Origin of the sequence: Corynebacterium tuberculostearicum (assembly GCF_022347235.1) — a bacterium.
In the GTDB taxonomy this organism is placed as follows: Bacteria; Actinomycetota; Actinomycetes; order Mycobacteriales; family Mycobacteriaceae; genus Corynebacterium; species Corynebacterium tuberculostearicum_F.
The window spans coordinates 85,597-104,387 of sequence record NZ_JAKRDX010000002.1; the positions used below are offsets into that span (position 1 = coordinate 85,597).

Annotated in this window: 17 protein-coding genes; 12 read left to right on the plus strand and 5 right to left on the minus strand. The window is 58.1% G+C overall.

The window, feature by feature from the left end:
* Positions 1 to 39 precede the first annotated feature (39 nt).
* The 3 genes from nrdE to MHK09_RS11725 form a co-directional block, all read right to left on the minus strand.
* Positions 40 to 2,235, minus strand: a complete 2,196-nt coding sequence (gene nrdE / locus MHK09_RS01505) for a class 1b ribonucleoside-diphosphate reductase subunit alpha (protein ID WP_250412459.1) — start codon at positions 2,233 to 2,235, stop codon at positions 40 to 42.
* Between the two features lie 50 nt (positions 2,236 to 2,285).
* Entirely contained in the window at positions 2,286 to 2,753 is a 468-nt protein-coding gene (nrdI, locus tag MHK09_RS01510) for a class Ib ribonucleoside-diphosphate reductase assembly flavoprotein NrdI (protein ID WP_005324049.1), read from the minus strand.
* Between the two features lie 115 nt (positions 2,754 to 2,868).
* The gene (locus MHK09_RS11725; RefSeq protein WP_005324050.1) at positions 2,869 to 3,549 is read right to left on the minus strand and encodes a metal-dependent transcriptional regulator; all 681 of its coding nucleotides are present in this window, start codon (positions 3,547 to 3,549) and stop codon (positions 2,869 to 2,871) included.
* Between the two features lie 138 nt (positions 3,550 to 3,687).
* Between MHK09_RS11725 and MHK09_RS01530 the strand changes: the two genes are divergently transcribed.
* The 6 genes from MHK09_RS01530 (at position 3,688) to MHK09_RS01555 (ending at position 9,001) form a co-directional block, all read left to right on the plus strand.
* Complete coding sequence (locus MHK09_RS01530; RefSeq protein ID WP_005324051.1) at positions 3,688 to 4,287, plus strand: ATP-dependent Clp protease proteolytic subunit; 600 nt, start codon at positions 3,688 to 3,690, stop codon at positions 4,285 to 4,287.
* 20 nt (positions 4,288 to 4,307) lie between these two features.
* The gene (locus tag MHK09_RS01535; protein ID WP_005324052.1) at positions 4,308 to 4,931 is read left to right on the plus strand and encodes an ATP-dependent Clp protease proteolytic subunit; all 624 of its coding nucleotides are present in this window, start codon (positions 4,308 to 4,310) and stop codon (positions 4,929 to 4,931) included.
* 237 nt (positions 4,932 to 5,168) lie between these two features.
* Complete coding sequence (locus MHK09_RS01540) at positions 5,169 to 6,671, plus strand: peptide MFS transporter (RefSeq protein WP_179386885.1); 1,503 nt, start codon at positions 5,169 to 5,171, stop codon at positions 6,669 to 6,671.
* A 319-nt stretch (positions 6,672 to 6,990) separates the two neighbouring features.
* Entirely contained in the window at positions 6,991 to 8,289 is a 1,299-nt protein-coding gene (locus MHK09_RS01545) for an inorganic phosphate transporter (protein WP_250412460.1), read from the plus strand.
* 3 nt (positions 8,290 to 8,292) lie between these two features.
* Positions 8,293 to 8,583: a hypothetical protein gene (locus MHK09_RS01550; protein WP_005324056.1), complete on the plus strand. Its 291-nt coding sequence runs from the start codon at positions 8,293 to 8,295 to the stop codon at positions 8,581 to 8,583.
* Between the two features lie 163 nt (positions 8,584 to 8,746).
* Entirely contained in the window at positions 8,747 to 9,001 is a 255-nt protein-coding gene (locus MHK09_RS01555) for a hypothetical protein (protein WP_250412461.1), read from the plus strand.
* 99 nt (positions 9,002 to 9,100) lie between these two features.
* On the opposite strand, the gene fabG is transcribed toward MHK09_RS01555, so the two are convergent.
* Positions 9,101 to 9,868 (minus strand): 3-oxoacyl-ACP reductase FabG, encoded by a 768-nt coding sequence (gene fabG, locus MHK09_RS01560; RefSeq protein ID WP_250412462.1) that lies wholly within the window; start codon positions 9,866 to 9,868, stop codon positions 9,101 to 9,103.
* Positions 9,869 to 10,097: 229 nt separating this feature from the next.
* Between fabG and clpX the strand changes: the two genes are divergently transcribed.
* Positions 10,098 to 11,393, plus strand: coding sequence for an ATP-dependent Clp protease ATP-binding subunit ClpX (gene clpX, locus MHK09_RS01565; RefSeq protein ID WP_005324061.1), 1,296 nt, complete (start codon positions 10,098 to 10,100; stop codon positions 11,391 to 11,393).
* Positions 11,394 to 11,459: 66 nt separating this feature from the next.
* On the opposite strand, the gene MHK09_RS01570 is transcribed toward clpX, so the two are convergent.
* Positions 11,460 to 12,227, minus strand: coding sequence for a TetR/AcrR family transcriptional regulator (locus MHK09_RS01570; RefSeq protein WP_250412463.1), 768 nt, complete (start codon positions 12,225 to 12,227; stop codon positions 11,460 to 11,462).
* 373 nt (positions 12,228 to 12,600) lie between these two features.
* Here MHK09_RS01570 and MHK09_RS01575 point away from each other — a divergent pair, with 373 nt between their 5' ends.
* The 5 genes from MHK09_RS01575 (at position 12,601) to MHK09_RS01595 (ending at position 18,761) form a co-directional block, all read left to right on the plus strand.
* Entirely contained in the window at positions 12,601 to 13,551 is a 951-nt protein-coding gene (locus tag MHK09_RS01575; protein WP_250412464.1) for a malate dehydrogenase, read from the plus strand.
* An 80-nt stretch (positions 13,552 to 13,631) separates the two neighbouring features.
* Entirely contained in the window at positions 13,632 to 16,352 is a 2,721-nt protein-coding gene (locus MHK09_RS01580; RefSeq protein ID WP_250412465.1) for a valine--tRNA ligase, read from the plus strand.
* Positions 16,352 to 17,887 (plus strand): bifunctional tetrahydrofolate synthase/dihydrofolate synthase, encoded by a 1,536-nt coding sequence (gene folC / locus MHK09_RS01585; protein ID WP_250412466.1) that lies wholly within the window; start codon positions 16,352 to 16,354, stop codon positions 17,885 to 17,887. The genes MHK09_RS01580 and folC overlap by 1 nt, the downstream gene beginning before the upstream one ends.
* On the plus strand, positions 17,884 to 18,396 hold the full coding sequence (locus MHK09_RS01590) for a DUF4233 domain-containing protein (protein WP_236882817.1): 513 nt from the start codon (positions 17,884 to 17,886) through the stop codon (positions 18,394 to 18,396). The genes folC and MHK09_RS01590 overlap by 4 nt, the downstream gene beginning before the upstream one ends.
* A 47-nt stretch (positions 18,397 to 18,443) precedes the next feature.
* On the plus strand, positions 18,444 to 18,761 hold the full coding sequence (locus MHK09_RS01595) for a hypothetical protein (protein ID WP_250412467.1): 318 nt from the start codon (positions 18,444 to 18,446) through the stop codon (positions 18,759 to 18,761).
* Positions 18,762 to 18,791: the final 30 nt, after the last annotated feature.

The following is an 18,791-nucleotide window of genomic DNA, read 5'->3' on the forward strand; positions in this document are numbered from 1 at the left end:
CTGAGTGAATGGTTGTGGACAAGGGGGAGGACCGTGCTCCTACAAAGCACAGGAGACGCAGCCTTCGACCTCGGTTCCTTGGAGCGCGGATTGGCGTAAACGGATGTAGTAGAGGGTCTTGATTCCGGCTTTCCAGGCATAGATTTGTGCCTTGTTGATGTCCCGCGTGGTGGTATCAGCGGTAAAGAACAAGGTCAGGGAAAGCCCTTGGTCCACGTGTTGGGTGGCCATGGCGTAGGTGTCGATGATTTTTTCGTATCCCACGGCGTAGGAGTCATCGAAATACTCCAGGTTGTCGTTGGTCATTTCCGGCGCGGGGTAGTACACGCGCCCCAAGCGGCCTTCCTTGCGTATTTCAATTTTGGAGGCAATTGGGTGGATGGACGCGGTGGAGTCATTGATGTAGGAAATTGATCCAGTGGGTGGAACTGCCTGCAAGTAGGCGTTGTAGATGCCGTCTTGCATCACTTGATTCTTGAGCCGTAGCCAATCCTCGCGTTGAGGGATCTGCACGCCTGCTTCGTGGAAGAGCTGTTTTACGTGTTCAGTGGCTGGCGCCCAGTCTTGGTCGATGTATTTGTCAAAGTAGGCGCCAGTGGCATAGGTGGATTCTTCGAAGCCTGTGAATCGTTGACCTTTTTCAACCGCGAGTGCATGGGATGCGCGGAGCGCATGGTAGGTCACCGTGAGGAAATAGATATTTGTAAAGTCCAGTGCCTCGGCGCAGCCATAAGGAATACGCTGTGAAGCAAGGAAGCCGTGGAGATTCATTTGGCCCAGACCAATGGCATGCATGGAAGCATTTCCGTGAGCGATGGAGGGAACAGCTTCGATATTCGTCAGGTCTGAAACCTTCGTGAGGGCACGCACTGCGGTTTCGACGGTCTCCCCGAAGTCCGGCGATTCAAAAGCCTTCGCAATGTTGAGCGAACCTAGATTGCAGGAAATATCCTGGCCAACAGTGGTGTAGTCACCCGAAGCTCCGTAGGTCGATGGCGTGTTGACCTGGAGGATTTCGCTACACAGGTTGGACATATTGATATGTCCTTTGAGGGGATTAGCGCGGTTGACCGTATCCTCAAAGAGGATGTAGGGGTATCCGGATTCAAACTGAAGCTCAGCCAGCGTGGTGAAAAACTCGCGGGCCTTAATGGTCGTGTGAGAGATTCGCGGATTGGCAACCAGCTCGTCGTAGTACTCGGTGATGGACATGTCAGACATGGCTACGCCGTACTCGCGAGCGATGTCATACGGGCTAAAAAGATGCATATCCTTGTTCTCTTTGGCCAGACGGAAGGTTATATCTGGAATAACAACCCCCAGCGAAAGAGTCTTGATGCGGACTTTCGCATCGGCATTTTCCCGCTTGGTATCCAGGAAGCGAAGAATATCTGGATGGTGCGCATGCAGGTAGACGGCTCCAGCGCCCTGCCGGGAGCCCAATTGGTTGGCATAGCTGAAGCTATCTTCGAGAATCTTCATGACTGGGACTACGCCGGAAGCCTGGTTCTCAATCTTTTTGATCGGGGCTCCGGATTCGCGCAGATTGCTCAGCAACAGGGCCACTCCACCACCGCGCTTTGATAGTTGCAGTGCAGAGTTCACGCAGCGGCCAATGCTCTCCAAATTGTCTTCGATTCGCAGGAGGAAGCAGGAGACCATTTCGCCGCGCTGGGCTTTGCCTGCGTTGAGAAAAGTAGGGGTGGCGGGCTGGAAGCGTCCGGTCATGATGTCATCCACCAGCTTTTCTGCGAGCTCTTCGTCGCCCTGTGCAAGGTATAAAGCTGTGGTGGCGACGCGTTCTTCGTAGCCTTCTAGGAATCGGGAGCCATCAAAGGTTTTCAGTGCATATGAAGTGAAGAACTTAAATGCGCCGAGGAAGGTGCGGAACTGATGCTTAACTCGATGTGCTCTGTCGTACATGGCGCACAGAAAGGCGTCATCATAAAGCTCAAGGAAATCCCGCTCGTAGTACTCGTTATCAACCAACCATTCCAAGCGCTGCTTGGTGGAATCGAACTGATGCATGCGGGGAGCGACATGGTGTGTGACATAGTCTTGTGCTGCCTGAATGTCCTTGTCAAACTGGATTTTTCCAGAAGCGTCGAACAAGTTCAGCTGCGCGTTGAGTGCGTGGTAGCTCTTGCGCTTGCCGACACCGCCGGCATTGTCTGCTGAAGCGGTGCGGGGCGTAGCGCCAATAGTCTGTGTGGGGGTGGCATCAAGAGGCCACATTGTGTTTTCCAATCTGTGTGATGCGGATGTGTTCTTCATCTTGTGGGGGATTAATGGGGTGTCATCGTTAGCTGCTTTTGCTGCTCCCAAAACTTCTGAAGGCCCTGCTTTACGGCGGCGATGTCCTTCTGGGTGCCGAGAAGCTCGAAGTGATACAGCTCCGGTACGTGGCACTTGGCGGAAATGATGCGTCCGGCGACGCAGTAAGCACTTCCGAAGTTGGTATTCCCTGAGGTAATAACGCCCCGGATAAAGGAGCGGTTGATTGGGTCATTGAGGAAGTCGATGACCTGTTTGGGGACTGCGCGTTTGAGCGAGCCGCCGCCGTAGGTGGGAACGATGAGTACGTACGGGTGTGAAACCTGGATCATCCCGGTTTTCTTGGGGCGCAGTGGAATGCGCACCGCGGGTCTATCTAAGCGTTCGACGAATCTTTTCGTGTTCTCTGAAACGCTGGAAAAGTACACCAAATCTGGTGAGTCTGACATGGCAATCCTGCTCATCCTGGCCTTAGCCATAAGTGGGGTAGGTGATATTCGAAAAGACTAACTACGTAATGCCGTAGTTGCAACTACGGTCTAACGTAGTTTTGAAAAGGGCAGGTGAGAGCAGGATTAATGCAAAGGGGAATGTCTAAAGGTTGTGGTGTGCTACAAACACTGCGTCGGTAGCTGGGCGTCCAAGTACTACCCACTGAGTGCCGCCGGCCACCTGTATTTCGAGAGAATCTGAAAAGGGCGCTCCCTCGCGCGTGCTAAGAACAGCCCCAGTGACAATGCCGCGCTCTTCAAGGAACTTCAGCAGTTGTGGGTCGGAATCAGAAATGCGTTCCACGGTCACCTGCGATTGTGCACCGCTGTCGGTGAGGCGATGCGCACTGGGGATGGTGATCTGTCCATCAACCGTAGGGATAGGATCGCCGTGCGGATCCCTAGTGGGGTAATCAAGGAACTTATCCACACGTTCTATGAGCATGTCAGACACCGCGTGTTCGAGATTTTCGGCTTCATTATGGACTTCGTCCCAGGTGTAGCCCAATGCTTGAACCAAAAAAGACTCAAGCAATCGGTGACGGCGCACCATGACCAATGCGTACTGCCTGCCAAGTTCGGTTAACTCCACAGAGCCATAGGGCGTGTGTGACACGAGCCCTTGCTTCGCCATTTTGCGCACTGCATCGGAAACCGAGGAGAGCTTGAGTCCCAGCTGTTTCGCTATAAGCGTGGCGGTAACGGGCTCGGATGACCATTCCTTTAGCCCCCAGATAGCTTTCAAATAGTTCTGGGTACTGGTGGACAGCTCGGAAACAGACATGAGTAAATGTTAACCCAGCTTCCGTGTGCGCCTTTGGCGCTGTGGCCCAACGCTCATAGCGAACAGGGGCCAAGTTTGAGAGGAATGCCGGTAAGGTGGGGCCAGTTAAAGCATTCTTCACTTGAAGGAGAACCACTAATGTCTGAGAAGATTTCAATGAACTCGTCGTCTACGGGTATGAATCTGAGCGATAGCGTGTACGAGCGCCTGTTGCGCGAGCGCATTATCTTCCTGGGAACCCAGGTCGATGATGAGATTGCGAACAAGCTGTGCGCCCAGATCCTCCTGCTGTCCGCCGAGGACCCCACTCGCGACATTTCGCTCTACATCAACTCCCCGGGTGGCTCTGTCACTGCGGGCATGGCTATTTATGACACCATGAAGTACTCGCCGTGCGATATTGCCACGTACGGCATGGGCCTGGCTGCCTCCATGGGTCAGTTCCTGCTTTCCGGCGGCACCAAGGGCAAGCGCTACGCTCTGCCGCACGCGCGCATTATGATGCACCAGCCTTCCGCTGGTGTCGGTGGTACCGCTGCGGATATCGCGATCCAGGCTGAGCAGTTTGCTCAGACTAAGCGCGAGATGGCCGAGCTCATTGCAGAGCATACCGGCCAGACTTTTGAGCAGATCACCAAAGACTCCGATCGTGACCGTTGGATGACCGCACAGCAGGCTAAGGACTACGGCATTGTTGACCATGTCATTGAGTCCGTTAACGGTCCGCTGAGCAACTAGGGAATAAGGAGAAAATCACTATGAATCAATCCCAGATGCCAAGTTCCCGCTACGTTCTGCCGTCCTTCATTGAGCAGTCCGCACAGGGCACTAAGGAAACCAACCCATACTCCAAGCTTTTTGAAGAGCGCATCATCTTCCTGGGAACCCAGGTGGATGATACTTCCGCCAATGACATCATGGCGCAGTTGCTAGTCCTGGAAAGCCAAGACCCGGACCGTGACATCACCATGTACATCAACTCGCCGGGTGGTTCCTTTACCGCGCTGATGGCTATTTATGACACCATGCGCTACGTGCGTCCTGACGTTCAGACCGTGTGCTTGGGCCAGGCTGCTTCCGCAGCAGCAGTGCTCCTAGCTGCGGGGGCACCGGGCAAGCGCGCAGCGCTGCCAAACTCCCGCGTGCTTATCCACCAGCCGGCGACCCAGGGTACCCAAGGCCAGGTTTCTGACTTGGAGATCCAGGCCGCCGAGATTGAGCGCATGCGTAAGCTGATGGAAACCACCCTGTCTGAGCACACTGGTCGTACCGCTGAGCAGATCCGCATTGACACTGACCGCGATAAGATTCTGACCGCTCAGGAGGCCGTCGAATACGGCATCATCGATACGGTCTTTGATTACCGCAAGCTCAATGCATAATTTGGAATAACGCTTTCCACGTGGCCCCTGCCGCGCAGCCGAATCCCGGTTGTGCGGCAGGGGCTTTTGGCATTGTGGGGCAGGGAAGGGGCAATTCCCTGCTAATTCTTGCTGCACCCGAATGGGGTAATGCTCTCTGCGCAATATCTGCAGGTCGTTAGGTTTATTTCTGTCGTGCGACACTAAACATATAATGGCCAATTTGTGATTTAGGCCTCCAAGTGGTCAGATATCTTCATGGAGAAACACACATCTGACGCGGCGGCCCAAGCTGCTGCGCCCACGCCGCAGAGCGGCGAACGTACATTCTTTGGCCACCCTTGGGGCTTGGCCAACCTCTTTGGCGTGGAAATGTGGGAGCGCTTTAGCTTCTATGGCATGCAGGCACTTGTCTTGCTGTACATGTATTACGCCACGACCGATGGCGGCCTAGGCCTAGACCGCGCAGACGCAACGTCCATCGTGGGTGCCTACGGCGGCTTGGTGTACATGGCCTGCTTGTTGGCTTCCCTGGTTGCTGACCGAGTCTTGGGTGCAGAGCGCACTCTGTTCTATTCGGCCGTTCTGGTTATGGCCGGCCACCTCGCGTTGGCGTTTATCCCCGCGGTTACTGGTTTGGCCATTGGACTTGTCCTCATTGCGATTGGTTCCGGTGGCGTTAAGACCACTGCGCAGGTTGTGCTTGGCTCTATGTACTCCCGCGATGACCCGCGCCGCGATGGTGGATTCTCCATCTTCTATATGGGCGTCAATATCGGTGGCCTTTTCGGACCGCTGATTACTACTGCGTTGTGGGGCTGGAAGGGCTTCCACTGGGGCTTCGGCATCGCGGCAATTGGTATGGCACTTGGCCTGATTCAGTATTCCCTGATGCGCAAGACCACCATCAAGGATGCGGGGCATGAGGTTCCAAACCCGGCTAGCTCGAAGCAACTGCTCATGGGCGGGGTTGTAGTAGCAGCCATCATTGTGATTATGGTGGTGGCATTGGCTACCGGCGCTATTCAGGTTGATTGGCTGTCCAATATTGTTACCGCGGTTGCTCTGGTAGCAGCAATCTATCTATGGGCGCAGATGTATACCTCGAAGTTGGTGACCCGCGAGGAAAAGAACCGCCTGTTGGGCTTTATCCCGATGTTTATTTCCGGTGTTTTGTTCTTCGGCATCTTCCAGCAGCAGTTCACCGTAATGACGATTTATGCGGATGTGCGCTTGGATCGCCACATGTTTGGTTGGGAAATTCCGCCATCACTGGTTCAGTCCATTAACCCGATCTTTATTGTTATTTTCTCCGCTATCTTCGCAACGATGTGGACGAAGCTAGGGAATAGGCAGTGGTCCACCCCGGTAAAGTTCGGCGTAGCCAATATCGTCATCGGCATCTCCTTGTTCTTCTTCCTGCCGTACTCGGGTGCGGCGGCGAACTCCACGCCGATGTATGTCATCATCCTCATCCTGTTCCTGTTCACTATGGCGGAGCTTCTCCTCTCGCCGGTAGGCAATGCACTGGCCACCAAGGTGGCGCCGGTGGCATTCCCGTCCCGAATGATGGCGGTATGGATGATGGCGGTGGCTATGGGTACCTCGCTGGCCGGCTCCTTGGCTAGCTTCTATAACCCGGATGATGCAGGAGCGGAGAATACCTTCTTTATCTCTCTCGGCGTTGTATCCATCGTGTTGGGCGCCATCCTGCTTGTTCTAAGCCGCTGGGTGGTAAAGAAGTTCTCTACTTTCCGCTAGGTGCAGTAAAACACCCTTAAATGGGAGGTATGTCGGCGTGATGTTGGCATACCTCCCTAAGTGGTTTTATCACTCGGGTTAAGCGGGGAAGGTGGGGGCATTTAATTGGCATTAGCTGGGGAAATTTTATCCCTTTGGAATCCTCTTGGGCTCGATTCTAAGCCCCCGCAGGTTAACAAAAGGTTAACCAAAGGGAATATTAAAGAAAATCAATTGTCTGTGGATAGGCGCAGGAGTAATCTGCATTTCGTCCACGACGCGTGAAAGCGTCGTAGGTGCGTACCGTGTTCATCTGTTTTCTTTCCAAGGGGCCAACGCTGTGACAGCGACTCTGATTATCCTCGGCATTGTGGTGGTAACCGCCCTTGCCTTTGACTTTACGAACGGATTTCATGACACTGCCAACGCGATGGCTACGTCCATTGCCACCGGTGCTTTGAAGCCTTTTACTGCGGTGGCAATCTCCGCAGTCCTCAACCTTGTCGGTGCTTTCCTTTCGGTCAACGTTGCTGCGACCGTGGCAAAGGGCATTGTTAACCTCGATTCCTACGATCTAACTGGAGCCGCCGCCGATACCGACGGCCAGGCGCTTTTGATGGTGGTCTTTACCGGCCTCATCGGTGGCATCATCTGGAACCTGTTCACCTGGTTGCTGGGCATGCCGTCCAGTTCCTCTCACGCACTCTTTGGCGGCCTCATTGGTGCCGCCTTCGCTGCGATGGGCTCTACCGGTGTGGAGTGGTCCTCCATTGTCGGCAAGATCATTATCCCAGCCGTTGCCTCGCCTATTATCGCGGCGCTGGTATCCGCATGTGCGACCTTCCTTATCTACTGGGTTACCAACACCATTCCCAACAAGGCGAAGAACGAGCACTTCCGCCACGGTCAGATTGTTACCGCTTGCTTGGTGTCCCTGGCACACGGCGCTGGCGATGCGCAGAAGACCATGGGTGTTATCTTCCTGGCATTGGTTGCTTCCGGGCATGCGGTTGCTGACGCCCGCATTCCTACCTGGGTTATCGTTTCCTGTGCTGTGGCTATCGCGGCCGGCACCATGTCCGGCGGCTGGCGCGTTATCCGCACCCTGGGCAAGGGTCTGGTGGAGATTGAGTCCCCACAGGGCATGGCCGCTGAAGCTACTTCTGCAGCGATCATCTTGACCTCTGCTACCGGTGGTATGGCACTGTCCACTACCCACGTGTCCACCGGTTCCATTCTTGGTACCGGCCTGGGTCGTCGCGGTGCTGAGGTTCGCTGGGGTGTTGCCATGCGCATGGTGTCCGCATGGCTCATTACCTTGCCGTGCGCTGCGTTCGTGGGCTTTGCTACCTGGTGGTTGGCACATGGCGTCTCTTCCTTTACTAACGTAGCAACCGGCGCCATCGTGGACTTCGTCTTGCTGCTGGCAATGGCCGCACTTATCGTTATCCGCTCCCGCATGAACCCGGTGGATGCTTCCAACGTCAACAACGACTGGGATCCAAACTCCGAGTCCGTGGATTCCTCCATGGGTGCGGGCTCTGACCGTAAGGAGCCGGTTGCTGCCGGTGCCGCACCAGTATCCGCAACCAAGGCGGAGGATGCCTCCGCGCCGTCTACTGCTCAAGAGGAGCGCTAAACCATGACTGCTGCAGAAATCTTCCAGTCCCTCATTCACGTTGCAGGCTTGGCGCTGGTCTTCGGTGCTGGCATTCCGCTCCTGTTCTCTCTGGGCATGCGGTGCATGACCGGTGATCCAATTCGTGACGACAACGGCGTTGTCGTGGGCGATACTCCGGCAAGTACGCAGATGAAGGTACTGGGCTGGACCGTCTATGCGGTGTTGGCCGTGGTCATTCTCGTGGCCATCATGTGGATTGCTCGCGATACGCTGGACCACTACTTCGGCTTTACGCCGTTCGGTGACCTATAAAGAATCCTCTTGCCTGAGGGTAAACCTTCCGTGTGATGCGCGGCAAACTTTCTTAAAGTTAACAAAAGGTTAACTTTAAGCGACCTAGGGGTTGCTTAGTGGAAGTGTGCCGCGTATATTCTTCTCTATCAAACAGAGAGAAAGCCACATGGAGGTGTGAGAAATGAACAAGATGCGTACTTTGCTCGACGGCATCGCTGATGCGTTCAAGGGCTCCACCACTGGTACCGGGCTGGACACTGTATTGGGTGCTCCGGTTCGTGCTTTGGTGGCAGAAACCCTGCTTGACGCTGATAAGACCCCCGCTACGACTAAGGACGTAGCAGAGGCGCTAGAAACCGTCACCGGTCATGCACCGGATGAACACGAGATGCTCGATGCGGAACTTTTCCTGCTCGACTTCGATTGGCTGCAGTAAGCAGCTACTGAATGAAATCCCCACGAGGCCCCTTGCCGCACAGTGTGTAGCAGGGGGCTTTGTGCTGCGTGGGGTACACGGGGGCGTCGGCAAGCGCGGCTAATCGCGCGGCGGCAGTATGGCCTCAGGGGTCTCGGGCAGAAGCTGGCCGCCATCGATAATTAGTGTTTGGCCGGTGATGTAGCCTGCCTCTTCCGAAGCTAGGAAGGCTGCTGCAGTGCCAATATCGCGCGGGGTGCCCAGGCGGTGCAGCGGTACCGACCGCGTCATTTGATCGAGGTACTCCTGGCCTTGGGCCTCGAGGCCCTCGGTGAGGATATTGCCTGGGAGGACCCCGTTGATGGTGATGCCATCGCGGGCCACCTCGAGCGCGGCCGAACGCATAAAACCCTGCTGGGCGGCCTTGGAAGCGCCGTAGTGGGCCCAGCCCGGAAAGCCCGTGTGCGAGCCGGTGATAGACGTTGTAATAACGATGCGCCCATAGCGGCGTTGCTTGAGGTAGGGGAGTGCCTCCTGGACCACCTTGAAAGTGCCGTGGGTGTTGATGGCAAACATCGCCTCCCACTTATCATCGGTCATCTCTGCCAGCGGGCAGTTGGGAAAGACGCCAGCATTGGAGCACACAATGTCGAAGCCGCCGTGCTCGGCAGTGACCTGGCGATACATGTCCTTAACCGAAGCGCGGTCGGTGACGTCCACGCGAATGGCGCTGGCACCCAACTCCTTAGCGGTAGCGGTGGCGTGGTCTAAGTCGATATCGGCGATGATGACGGTGGCGCCGGCCTCCCGCAGCGCGGCGACAATGCCGCGGCCAATGCCGGAGGCGCCGCCGGTGACAACGGCTACCCGGCCTGTGGGATCGAACATGATGCTCCTGTTCCTAAAAAAGGGGTGGAATGAGGGTGATTTCACCTTCTAGTTTAGGCCGCAGGAGCAGGAAGGGCCTGGGAAATTCGCCACGCGGGAGGGAATGAATGAAGGGCCTGTCGGGTTGATTTACTAAGGTAGAAACAGATGAAGATGAAGCCGCTCGGAAGGGTAGAATCGTCCTTCCAACTGTGGATAGCGGTACGAAAAGCGAGTGTGAAAGAACTTAATGGCACGTATGCAAGAAAGCGCTGACCTGCTCAAGTGTTCCTTTTGTGGCAAGAGTCAGAAGCAGGTGAAAAAGCTCATCGCCGGCGGCGGTGTCTACATCTGCGACGAGTGCATCGAGCTATGCAATGAGATCATCGAAGAGGAACTGGGCCAAGAGCAGGCGCAAGAATCCTCCGATGCAGAGGTGCGCCTGCCTCGACCCTCGCAGATTTCCGCCTTCCTAGACAAGTATGTCATTGGCCAAGACAAGGCCAAGCGTGTGCTGTCTGTGGCGGTCTATAACCACTACAAGCGCATCAAGGCCGAAGAGTCGGCCGCGTTGGAGGCCCGCCGCAAGAAGGCCGAGGGCGATGAAGTAGAGATCTCTAAGTCCAATATCTTGATGTTGGGCCCCACCGGTTCCGGTAAGACCTACCTGGCGCAGACCTTGGCCCGGCTTCTCGATGTCCCCTTTGCCATCGCCGATGCCACCAGCCTCACCGAGGCCGGCTATGTGGGCGAAGACGTGGAAAATATCCTGTTGAAGCTGCTGCAGGCCGCGGACTTTGACGTGGAGCGCGCACAGCGCGGCATCATCTACGTCGACGAGGTGGACAAGATTTCCCGCAAGTCCGAGAACCCATCCATTACCCGCGACGTGTCCGGCGAGGGCGTGCAGCAGGCCCTGCTGAAAATCCTGGAAGGCACCGTGGCGGCCATCCCGCCGCAAGGCGGGCGCAAGCACCCGAACCAGGAGTTTATCCAGCTGGATACCTCCAATATTTTGTTCATCGTCGCCGGCGCTTTCGCTGGGTTGGACCAAGTCATTGCGGATCGCGTGGGCAAGAAGGGCGTGGGCTTTGGCGCCAACCTGGATACCAAGGACGAGCGCGAAAAGGTTGACCTCTTCTCCCAGGTGCGCCCCGAGGACCTAGTGAAGTTCGGTCTTATTCCAGAGTTCATCGGACGCCTGCCTGTCGTGGCCACGGTGGATAACCTGGACCGTGAATCTTTGGTCAAGGTGCTCACCGAGCCCAAGAACTCCCTGGTTAAGCAGTACAGCCGCCTCTTTGAGATGGATGACTGCGAATTGGACATCGAGCCAGCGGCATTGGATGCCATCGCGGAGCTCGCCTTGGAACGCAAGACGGGTGCGCGTGGCCTGCGCGCCATCATGGAAGAGCTTTTGGTCCCAGTCATGTACGACCTGCCAGACCGCGAGGATATTGCCACGGTACACATCACGCGGGAGTGCGTGACCGAGGGCGCGGAGCCGCAGTTTAGCTACAAGGACGAGGCCAAGGAATCTGCCTAGGCCTTAGCTGCCACAGCGCCTACTGGCGGGCTGTGGCAGGGTGGGGCGTGGGCCGGAAGGCCCGCGCTAGTACTCCTCGCTGTAGATATCCTGCGGGGAGGCCTCGTCGCCTTCTTCGGTATCGAACGAGGACGAGGTGAGGTAGGACTCGTGGCCCGAGTCCGGAATATTGGCGGTCAAAAACGCCAGCACAGCATCGACGGTGAGCCTATGCATGCCGTCGATATTTTCTTGGGTATTGAAGTTTACGCCCAGCATGTTTTCCACCATCACCTGGTTGGTCACGCGGTAGACCGTCAACGAGGAAATCAGGGTGAAGATGTCATTGGCGGAAATGCCGGGGCGGAAGGCGCCGGCGTCTTGGCCCAAAAGCAGCAAGCGGTCAAGGTGGAGGGCCACCCCGGCGACGTCGGCAATAGCCTGCTGTGCCGGGTCCACAATCTGCTGATTACTTTCCCATACCAGCATGCGGATGGCCTCCGGGTTGGCTACTCGCTCGCGGAAGAGCCAATCCACCAACTTGCGCACGCCTTCGACCGGAACTGCGGTATCGATTTCCAGGGCATCCTCAGGCGGATTGAGGCGCTGCGCGGCGGTGCTCAGCGCACGCAGGTACAAGCCTTTCTTATCGCCAAAGTGGTAATGAATCATGCGCTTGGACATGCCGGATTTTTGGGCGATGGTCTCTAGCTTGGTTTCTGTAAAGCCAAAACGGGAGAACTGCTTGATCGCAACGTCCACCACGGAGTCAATGCTGACGGATTCCGCGTGGGCAGCGTGAGGAGAATCCGCCTGGTCTGCAGCCTGCAGTGGGTCAGTATTCTCAGTGCTCATTGCGTAAGTCCTTAATCCTTGCGGCGCGGCGGTGGCGCGGTGAACCGATGTCTCATAGTGCGGGAGTAGGAAATCCCTAGGCAATCTGGGTGTGCAGCGTGGGGGAGTGTCCCGCATTTCCTTTTCCTATCATGCCCGATTAATCACCCCGTGCGGGAGTTTCAGGCCCATTGGGGGCGCTAATTTTGAGGTAAATGGGGGTAATTTAACGCAAGTACCCTAGATTTTCCCTCCAAAAGAGGGGGCTAGATTCACAGCGCGGATGCTGGCGGTGGGGCTAAGCTCGGTGGTGGATTACATTCCGTGGCGGTGCGAGCACTCTGGCTTGCGTGTGCCGCCCATGTCGCAGCCATTATTGAGGAGGCTTTACACCATGACCCAGCCCGTCAAAATCACTGTCACTGGCGCCGCCGGCAACATCGCGTATTCGCTGCTGTGGCGCATCGCTGCTGGAGATGTGTACGGCAAGGACACCCCGGTAGACCTAGCATTGCTGGAAATTCCCGCTGCGGTGGAAAAGGCCCAAGGTGTTGCCATGGAGCTCAATGACTCCGCCCTGCCGTTGGTTAACTCCATTACGGTTACTGATGATCTCAAGGAAGCCTTTGAGAATACCTCCGCCGCCTTTCTTGTAGGTGCTCGCCCGCGCAGCAAGGGAATGGAGCGCGCCGACTTGCTGGAGGCTAATGGCGCCATCTTCACCAAGCAGGGCAAGGCCATCAATGACTACGCCGCGCGCGATGTCCGTGTGCTCGTGGTGGGAAACCCGGCTAATACCAATGCCCTTATCGCGGCGAATAATGCGCCGGATTTGGATAACTCCCAGTTCAACGCTTTGATGCGCTTGGACCACAACCGCACCCTGAGCCAGCTTGCGCTGAAGACCGGCAAGTCCACCACCGATTTCACCAAGGTGGCGGTTTGGGGCAACCACTCCGCCAGCCAGTTCCCGGATATCACCTACTCCAACGCCGAGGTGGACCAGGACTGGTACCGCGAGGAAATGATCCCCAAGGTGGCCAAGCGTGGTGCGGAAATTATTGAGGTTCGCGGTAGCTCCTCGGCTGCTTCGGCGGCGTCGGCAGCCGTGGACCACATGCATGACTGGATCCATGGCACCGAGGACTGGCGCACCGCGGCGGTGCCATCGGACGGATCCTACGGCGTCGACAAGGGCCTTATCTGCGGATTCCCCACGGTGAGCCGCAACGGCCAGTGGGAGATCGTGCAGGGACTGGAGCTCACCGAATTCCAAAAGGAGCGCATCGAGGCCTCTGTGGCCGAGCTGCGTGAGGAGCGCAAGGCCGTGGCGGACCTGCTCTAAAACCCGCTCGGTGCGCACCACATACTCGGTGCGCACCCTGCCTGGCTGAGCCGGTTGACGTGCAAGGTAGAATCGGCCAGGTGACTGAGCAAAATAATGAGCAATTAGTTGGTACCAACCGCGCCGATGCGCTGCCCAAGTCGTGGGAGCCGCAGGCCGTAGAGAAGGACCTCTATGAGGGCTGGGTAGAAAAGGGCTACTTCACGCCGGATGCGAATTCGGAGGCTGAGCCTTATTCCATCGTGCTGCCGCCGCCGAATGTGACCGGCCAGCTGCACATGGGCCACGCCCTAGACCACACGCTGATTGATTCCATTATCCGCCGCAAGCGCATGCAGGGCTACGCCACCCTGTGGCTGCCCGGTGCCGATCACGCCGGCATTGCCACCCAGACCAAGGTCGAGGCCAAGCTCAAGGAGACCGAGGGCAAAAAGCGCTGGGACTATGAGCGCGAAGAATTCATTGGCAAGGTCTGGGAATGGAAGGAGCAGTACGGCGGCACCATCCAGAACCAGATGCGCGCCATCGGTGACTCCGTGGACTGGTCCCGCGAGCGCTTCACCTTGGATGATGGCCTCTCCCGCGCCGTCCAGACCATCTTTAAGAACCTCTACGATGAGGGCATGATCTACCAGGCCAACCGCCTGGTGAACTGGTCGCCGGTGCTAGAGACCGCCGTCTCCGATATCGAGGTCGTGTACAAGGACGTTGAGGGCGAGCTGGTGTCCATCCGCTATGGCTCGCTGAACGACGATGAACCGCACCTCATCGTGGCCACCACCCGTGTGGAAACCATGCTGGGCGACGTCGCTATTGCCGTACACCCCGACGATGAGCGCTACGCCGACTTGGTGGGCAAGGAGCTGCCGCATCCGTTCCGCGATGACCTGAAGCTCAAGATCATCGCCGATGATTACGTAGACATGGAATTCGGTACCGGCGCGGTGAAGATCACCCCGGCCCACGACCCGAATGACTATGCGATGGGCACCCGCCACAACCTGGACATGCCTACCGTCATCGATACCACCGGCCACATTGCCAATACCGGCACCCGCTTCGACGGCCTGACCCGCGAGGAAGCCCGCGTGGAGATCCGCGAGGCGCTGCGCGAGCAGGGCCGCATTGTCAAGGAAATCCGCCCGTACGTCCACTCCGTGGGCCACTCGGAGCGCTCCGGCGAGCCCATCGAGCCGCGCCTGTCCCTGCAGTGGTTCGTAGACGTGGCCAAGATGGCCAAGGCCTCTGGCGACGCCGTGCGCGAGGGCGATACCACCCTGCACCCGCAGTCGCTCGAGCCGCGCTACTTCGAGTGGGTCGATGACATGCACGATTGGTGCATCTCCCGCCAGCTGTGGTGGGGCCACCGCATTCCTATCTGGTATGGGCCAGAAGGTGAGGACGGCCAGCGAGACATCGTCTGTGTCGGCCCTGATGAGGAGCCACCGGCAGGCTACGAGCAGGACCCGGACGTGCTGGATACTTGGTTCTCCTCCGCGCTGTGGCCATTTTCCACCCTGGGCTGGCCAGAAAAGACCCCGGACCTAGAGAAGTTCTATCCCACCAACGTGCTGGTCACCGCCTACGACATCTTGTTCTTCTGGGTGGCCCGCATGATGATGTTTGGCACCTTTGCCGGCAGCCACACCCCGGAGCTGTTGGGTGAGGGCACCGATGGCCGCCCGCAGGTTCCGTTCAAGGATCTGTACCTGCACGGCCTGGTCCGCGATGAGCAGGGCCGCAAGATGTCCAAGTCCTTGGGCAACGGCATTGACCCGATGGATTGGGTGCGCGATTACGGTGCGGATGCCCTGCGCTTTACCCTTGCCCGCGGCGCCAACCCTGGCGTGGACCTGCCGCTTGGCTCCGACGCCGCCGCGGCTGCCCGCAACTTTGCTACCAAGCTCTTTAACGCCACCAAGTTCGCGCTCATGAACGGTGCTGGAGTGGCCACGCTGCCGAACCGCGCGGAGCTTAGCGACGCCGACCGGTGGATCCTTGACCGCGCCGAAGAGGTCCGTGCCAAGGTGGATGACTACCTGGATGACTACCAGTTTGCTAAGGCCAACGAGCTGCTCTACCACTTCACCTGGGACGAGCTGTGTGACTGGTACTTGGAGATTGCCAAGACCCAGATCCCGCGCGATGGCGTAAGCGAGCAGGGCCGCAATACCCAGATCGTGTTGGGCCGCGTGCTCGACGTCGTCCTGCGCCTACTGCATCCGACCATGCCATTCGTCACCGAGGTGCTGTGGAAGGCGCTGACCGGCGGCGAGTCCATCGTCGTTGCACCGTGGCCTACCGTTGCCGATACCAATGGTGGCGCCACCAAGGATGAGGTGGCCGCCCGCCGCATCGAGGACGCCGATAAGCTCATCACCGAGCTGCGCCGCTTCCGCTCCGACCAGGGTGTAAAGCCTTCCCAGAAGGTGCCGGGCCGCCTCGACTTCGCCGCAGCGGATCTCGCCGGCCAAGAGGAACTGGTGCGCAACCTGGCCAATACCACCGCCCCAGGCGAGGATTTCGATCCTTCCGCCTCCATCGAGGTGCGCCTTTCCCAGGCCACCGTGGAGGTCACCCTGGATACCCACGGCGCGGTGGATGTAGAAGCCGAGCGCAAGCGCCTGGAGAAGGATCTGGCCAAGGCGAATAAGGAACTGGAGCAGACCGGCAAGAAGCTGGGCAACGAGAACTTCTTGTCCAAGGCACCGGAAGAAGTGGTCAATAAGATCAAGGAGCGCCAGCAGGTCGCCCGCGAAGAGGTCGAGCGCATCACCAGCCGTTTGGAGGGCCTGAAGTAGTGGCGGACAAGGACAAGGAGACTGAGGACTTCGAAATCGTCGATGCCCTCAAAGAAGGCACTGACGGTGGACCGGTGGAAATCACCGAGTCCGGCCTGACGCTCAACTTGGGCATGGGTAGCGAGGATGAGTACAACGAGGCCGCACCGCAAGAGGTGTCGGCCGAAGAGCTGCGCGCCCTCGCGGAGGTAGAAGAAGAGCTCAACGAGCGCTGGCCGGAGACCAAGATTGAGCCTTCCCTCGACCGCATCGAGATGCTCATGGATCTGCTCGGCCACCCTGAGCGTTCCTTCGATGTCATCCACATTGCCGGCACCAACGGCAAGTCCTCTACCGCGCGCATGGTGGATTCGCTCCTGCGCGCCTTCCACCGCCGCGTCGGCTTGGTGACCAGCCCGCACCTGCAGCGCGTCACGGAGCGTATCGGTATCGATGGCCAGCCCATCCACCCGCGCGATTATGTGCGCATCTGGCACGAGATCAAGCCTTTTGTGGAGATGGTCGATGCCCAGTCGGACGTCCCCATGTCCAAGTTCGAGGTCCTCGTCGGCTTGTCCTATGCCGCGTTTGCCGACGCCCCCGTGGACGTCGCCGTTGTTGAAGTCGGCCTCGGCGGCCGGTGGGATGCCACCAACGTGGTCAACGCGGACGTCTCCGTCATTACTCCAGTGGGCTTGGACCACACGGATTACCTGGGCGATACCCTCGCAGAGATTGCCGGTGAAAAGGCCGGCATTATCAAGCCGCGCGAGGACGCTGATGACCCGCTGACCCCGAATGAAAATATCGTGGTCATCGCCGAGCAAGATCCAGAAGCCATGCGGGTTATCCTGCAACAGGCCGTGGACGTGGAGGCGGGTGTGGCCCGCTCCGGTTCTGAGTTTGCTGCCCTCGAGTCCCGCATCGCCGTCGGTGGCCAACAGGTCAATATCCAGGGCCTTGGCGGCATGTACGAGGATATTTTCTTGCCCCTGCATGGCGAGCACCAGGCCAAAAATTCCGCCGTGGCTCTTGCTGCGGTGGAGGCTTTCTTCGGCGCCTCGGCCGGCCACCCGCTGGATGTTGCCACCGTGCGCAATGGCTTCGCGCAGGCAATTTCTCCCGGCCGCTTGGAGCGCGTGCGCACCTCACCAACGACGTTTATTGACGCCGCCCATAATCCACATGGTGCCAAGGCGCTCGGCGCGGCGCTGGACCGCGATTTCGACTTCGCCCGCCTCATCGGTGTGCTCTCCATTTTCGCGGATAAGGATTCCACCGGCATCCTCACCGCACTCGAGCCTTACCTCACCGAGGTAGTCATCACCCAGAACTCCTCGCCACGCGCCCTTGATGCCTACGACTTGGCAGAAACCGCACGCGATATCTTTGGCGAGGAGCGCGTGCACGTAGCCGATAACCTGCCGGGCGCCTATGCCCAGGCCGTGGAGCTTGCCGAGGACGCCGAGGTCCAATCCGGCTCCGGCATCATCATCACCGGCTCGGTCGTCACCGCTGGTGATGCCCGCGCGATGTTTGGAAAGGAACCTGCATGAGCCGCGATAATCACCACCCGCGCGGAGAGCACCAGCCTCGCCCGCCCCGACGCACCCGCGCCCGTGGCCGCGAGGAACAGGTCCCCGAAAGCGAGATCGGACCCCTCGGCATGGGCCAAGCCCCAGTCAAGGACCCGCTCAAAAGCTTCAACGGGATGGTCATTGCCAGCTCCCTGACCATGGAGGCGCTCGCCCTATCCTTCGCACTGCCGATGCTGTACAAGCTTTATGACGGCACCTTGTGGACCCCCTTTAACTACGGCTTTGTCATTGCCGCAGTGGTATTCCACCTCGTGATGATCGCGTTCATGAATAAGAAGTGGGCGCTGTCTGTCATCGTATGGGCGCAGCTGTTGTGCGTCATTGTGGGCTTTATGGTCCACTGGGCCGTGGCCGCCATCTTCATAATCTTTGGCTTGGAGTGGCTGCTGGCCGTCTACCTGCGCAGCAACCTCATCGCCCGCATGAAGCGCGGTTACCTCACCACGCAGCACCTCAACGAGAAATAAGGCTCGATACCTCCGGCGGGTGGGGCAGACGCGATAGACTAGCGCCCATGCGCAATCTCTATCTCGTCCTTGCCGCACTCGCCTGCATCGCCGCGGTGGTAGCCCGCGCCGCTACGGGAACGCCATGGCTACCGCTAGTCGCCCTCATCATTGGTGGCGTTTTTCTGGTTTTAGCGCTGCGGAGCAACTTTGAGCCGGCCAAAGAAGCCACCTTTGAGGATTTGGATAAGGAGCAGCGCGCGGAGCTGCAACGACTGTTGGGCAATGGGCAGTTTGGCGCCGCAGTAGGCCAGGTACGCCTGTGGTTCAGGGGGACTTCGCAGGGGCGCGCTGAAGAGATAGTCAAGCAGCTCGCAGAGCATTAGACGCCAGATTTTTACCCCAACGGGATACCC

Bases quoted from the DNA above. Each gene is read 5' to 3' on its own strand.
- MHK09_RS01590 (WP_236882817.1), top strand. From the start codon at position 17,884: ATGAGCCGCGATAATCACCACCCGCGCGGAGAGCACCAGCCTCGCCCG.
- MHK09_RS01540 (WP_179386885.1), top strand. From the start codon at position 5,169: ATGGAGAAACACACATCTGACGCGGCGGCCCAAGCTGCTGCGCCCACG.
- MHK09_RS01595 (WP_250412467.1), top strand. From the start codon at position 18,444: ATGCGCAATCTCTATCTCGTCCTTGCCGCACTCGCCTGCATCGCCGCG.
- MHK09_RS01570 (WP_250412463.1), bottom strand. From the start codon at position 12,227: ATGAGCACTGAGAATACTGACCCACTGCAGGCTGCAGACCAGGCGGAT.
- MHK09_RS11725 (WP_005324050.1), bottom strand. From the start codon at position 3,549: ATGTCTGTTTCCGAGCTGTCCACCAGTACCCAGAACTATTTGAAAGCT.
- nrdI (WP_005324049.1), bottom strand. From the start codon at position 2,753: ATGGCTAAGGCCAGGATGAGCAGGATTGCCATGTCAGACTCACCAGAT.
- fabG (WP_250412462.1), bottom strand. From the start codon at position 9,868: ATGTTCGATCCCACAGGCCGGGTAGCCGTTGTCACCGGCGGCGCCTCC.
- MHK09_RS01530 (WP_005324051.1), top strand. From the start codon at position 3,688: ATGTCTGAGAAGATTTCAATGAACTCGTCGTCTACGGGTATGAATCTG.
- MHK09_RS01555 (WP_250412461.1), top strand. From the start codon at position 8,747: ATGAACAAGATGCGTACTTTGCTCGACGGCATCGCTGATGCGTTCAAG.
- MHK09_RS01535 (WP_005324052.1), top strand. From the start codon at position 4,308: ATGAATCAATCCCAGATGCCAAGTTCCCGCTACGTTCTGCCGTCCTTC.
- MHK09_RS01575 (WP_250412464.1), top strand. From the start codon at position 12,601: ATGACCCAGCCCGTCAAAATCACTGTCACTGGCGCCGCCGGCAACATC.
- nrdE (WP_250412459.1), bottom strand. From the start codon at position 2,235: ATGTGGCCTCTTGATGCCACCCCCACACAGACTATTGGCGCTACGCCC.
- MHK09_RS01550 (WP_005324056.1), top strand. From the start codon at position 8,293: ATGACTGCTGCAGAAATCTTCCAGTCCCTCATTCACGTTGCAGGCTTG.
- clpX (WP_005324061.1), top strand. From the start codon at position 10,098: ATGGCACGTATGCAAGAAAGCGCTGACCTGCTCAAGTGTTCCTTTTGT.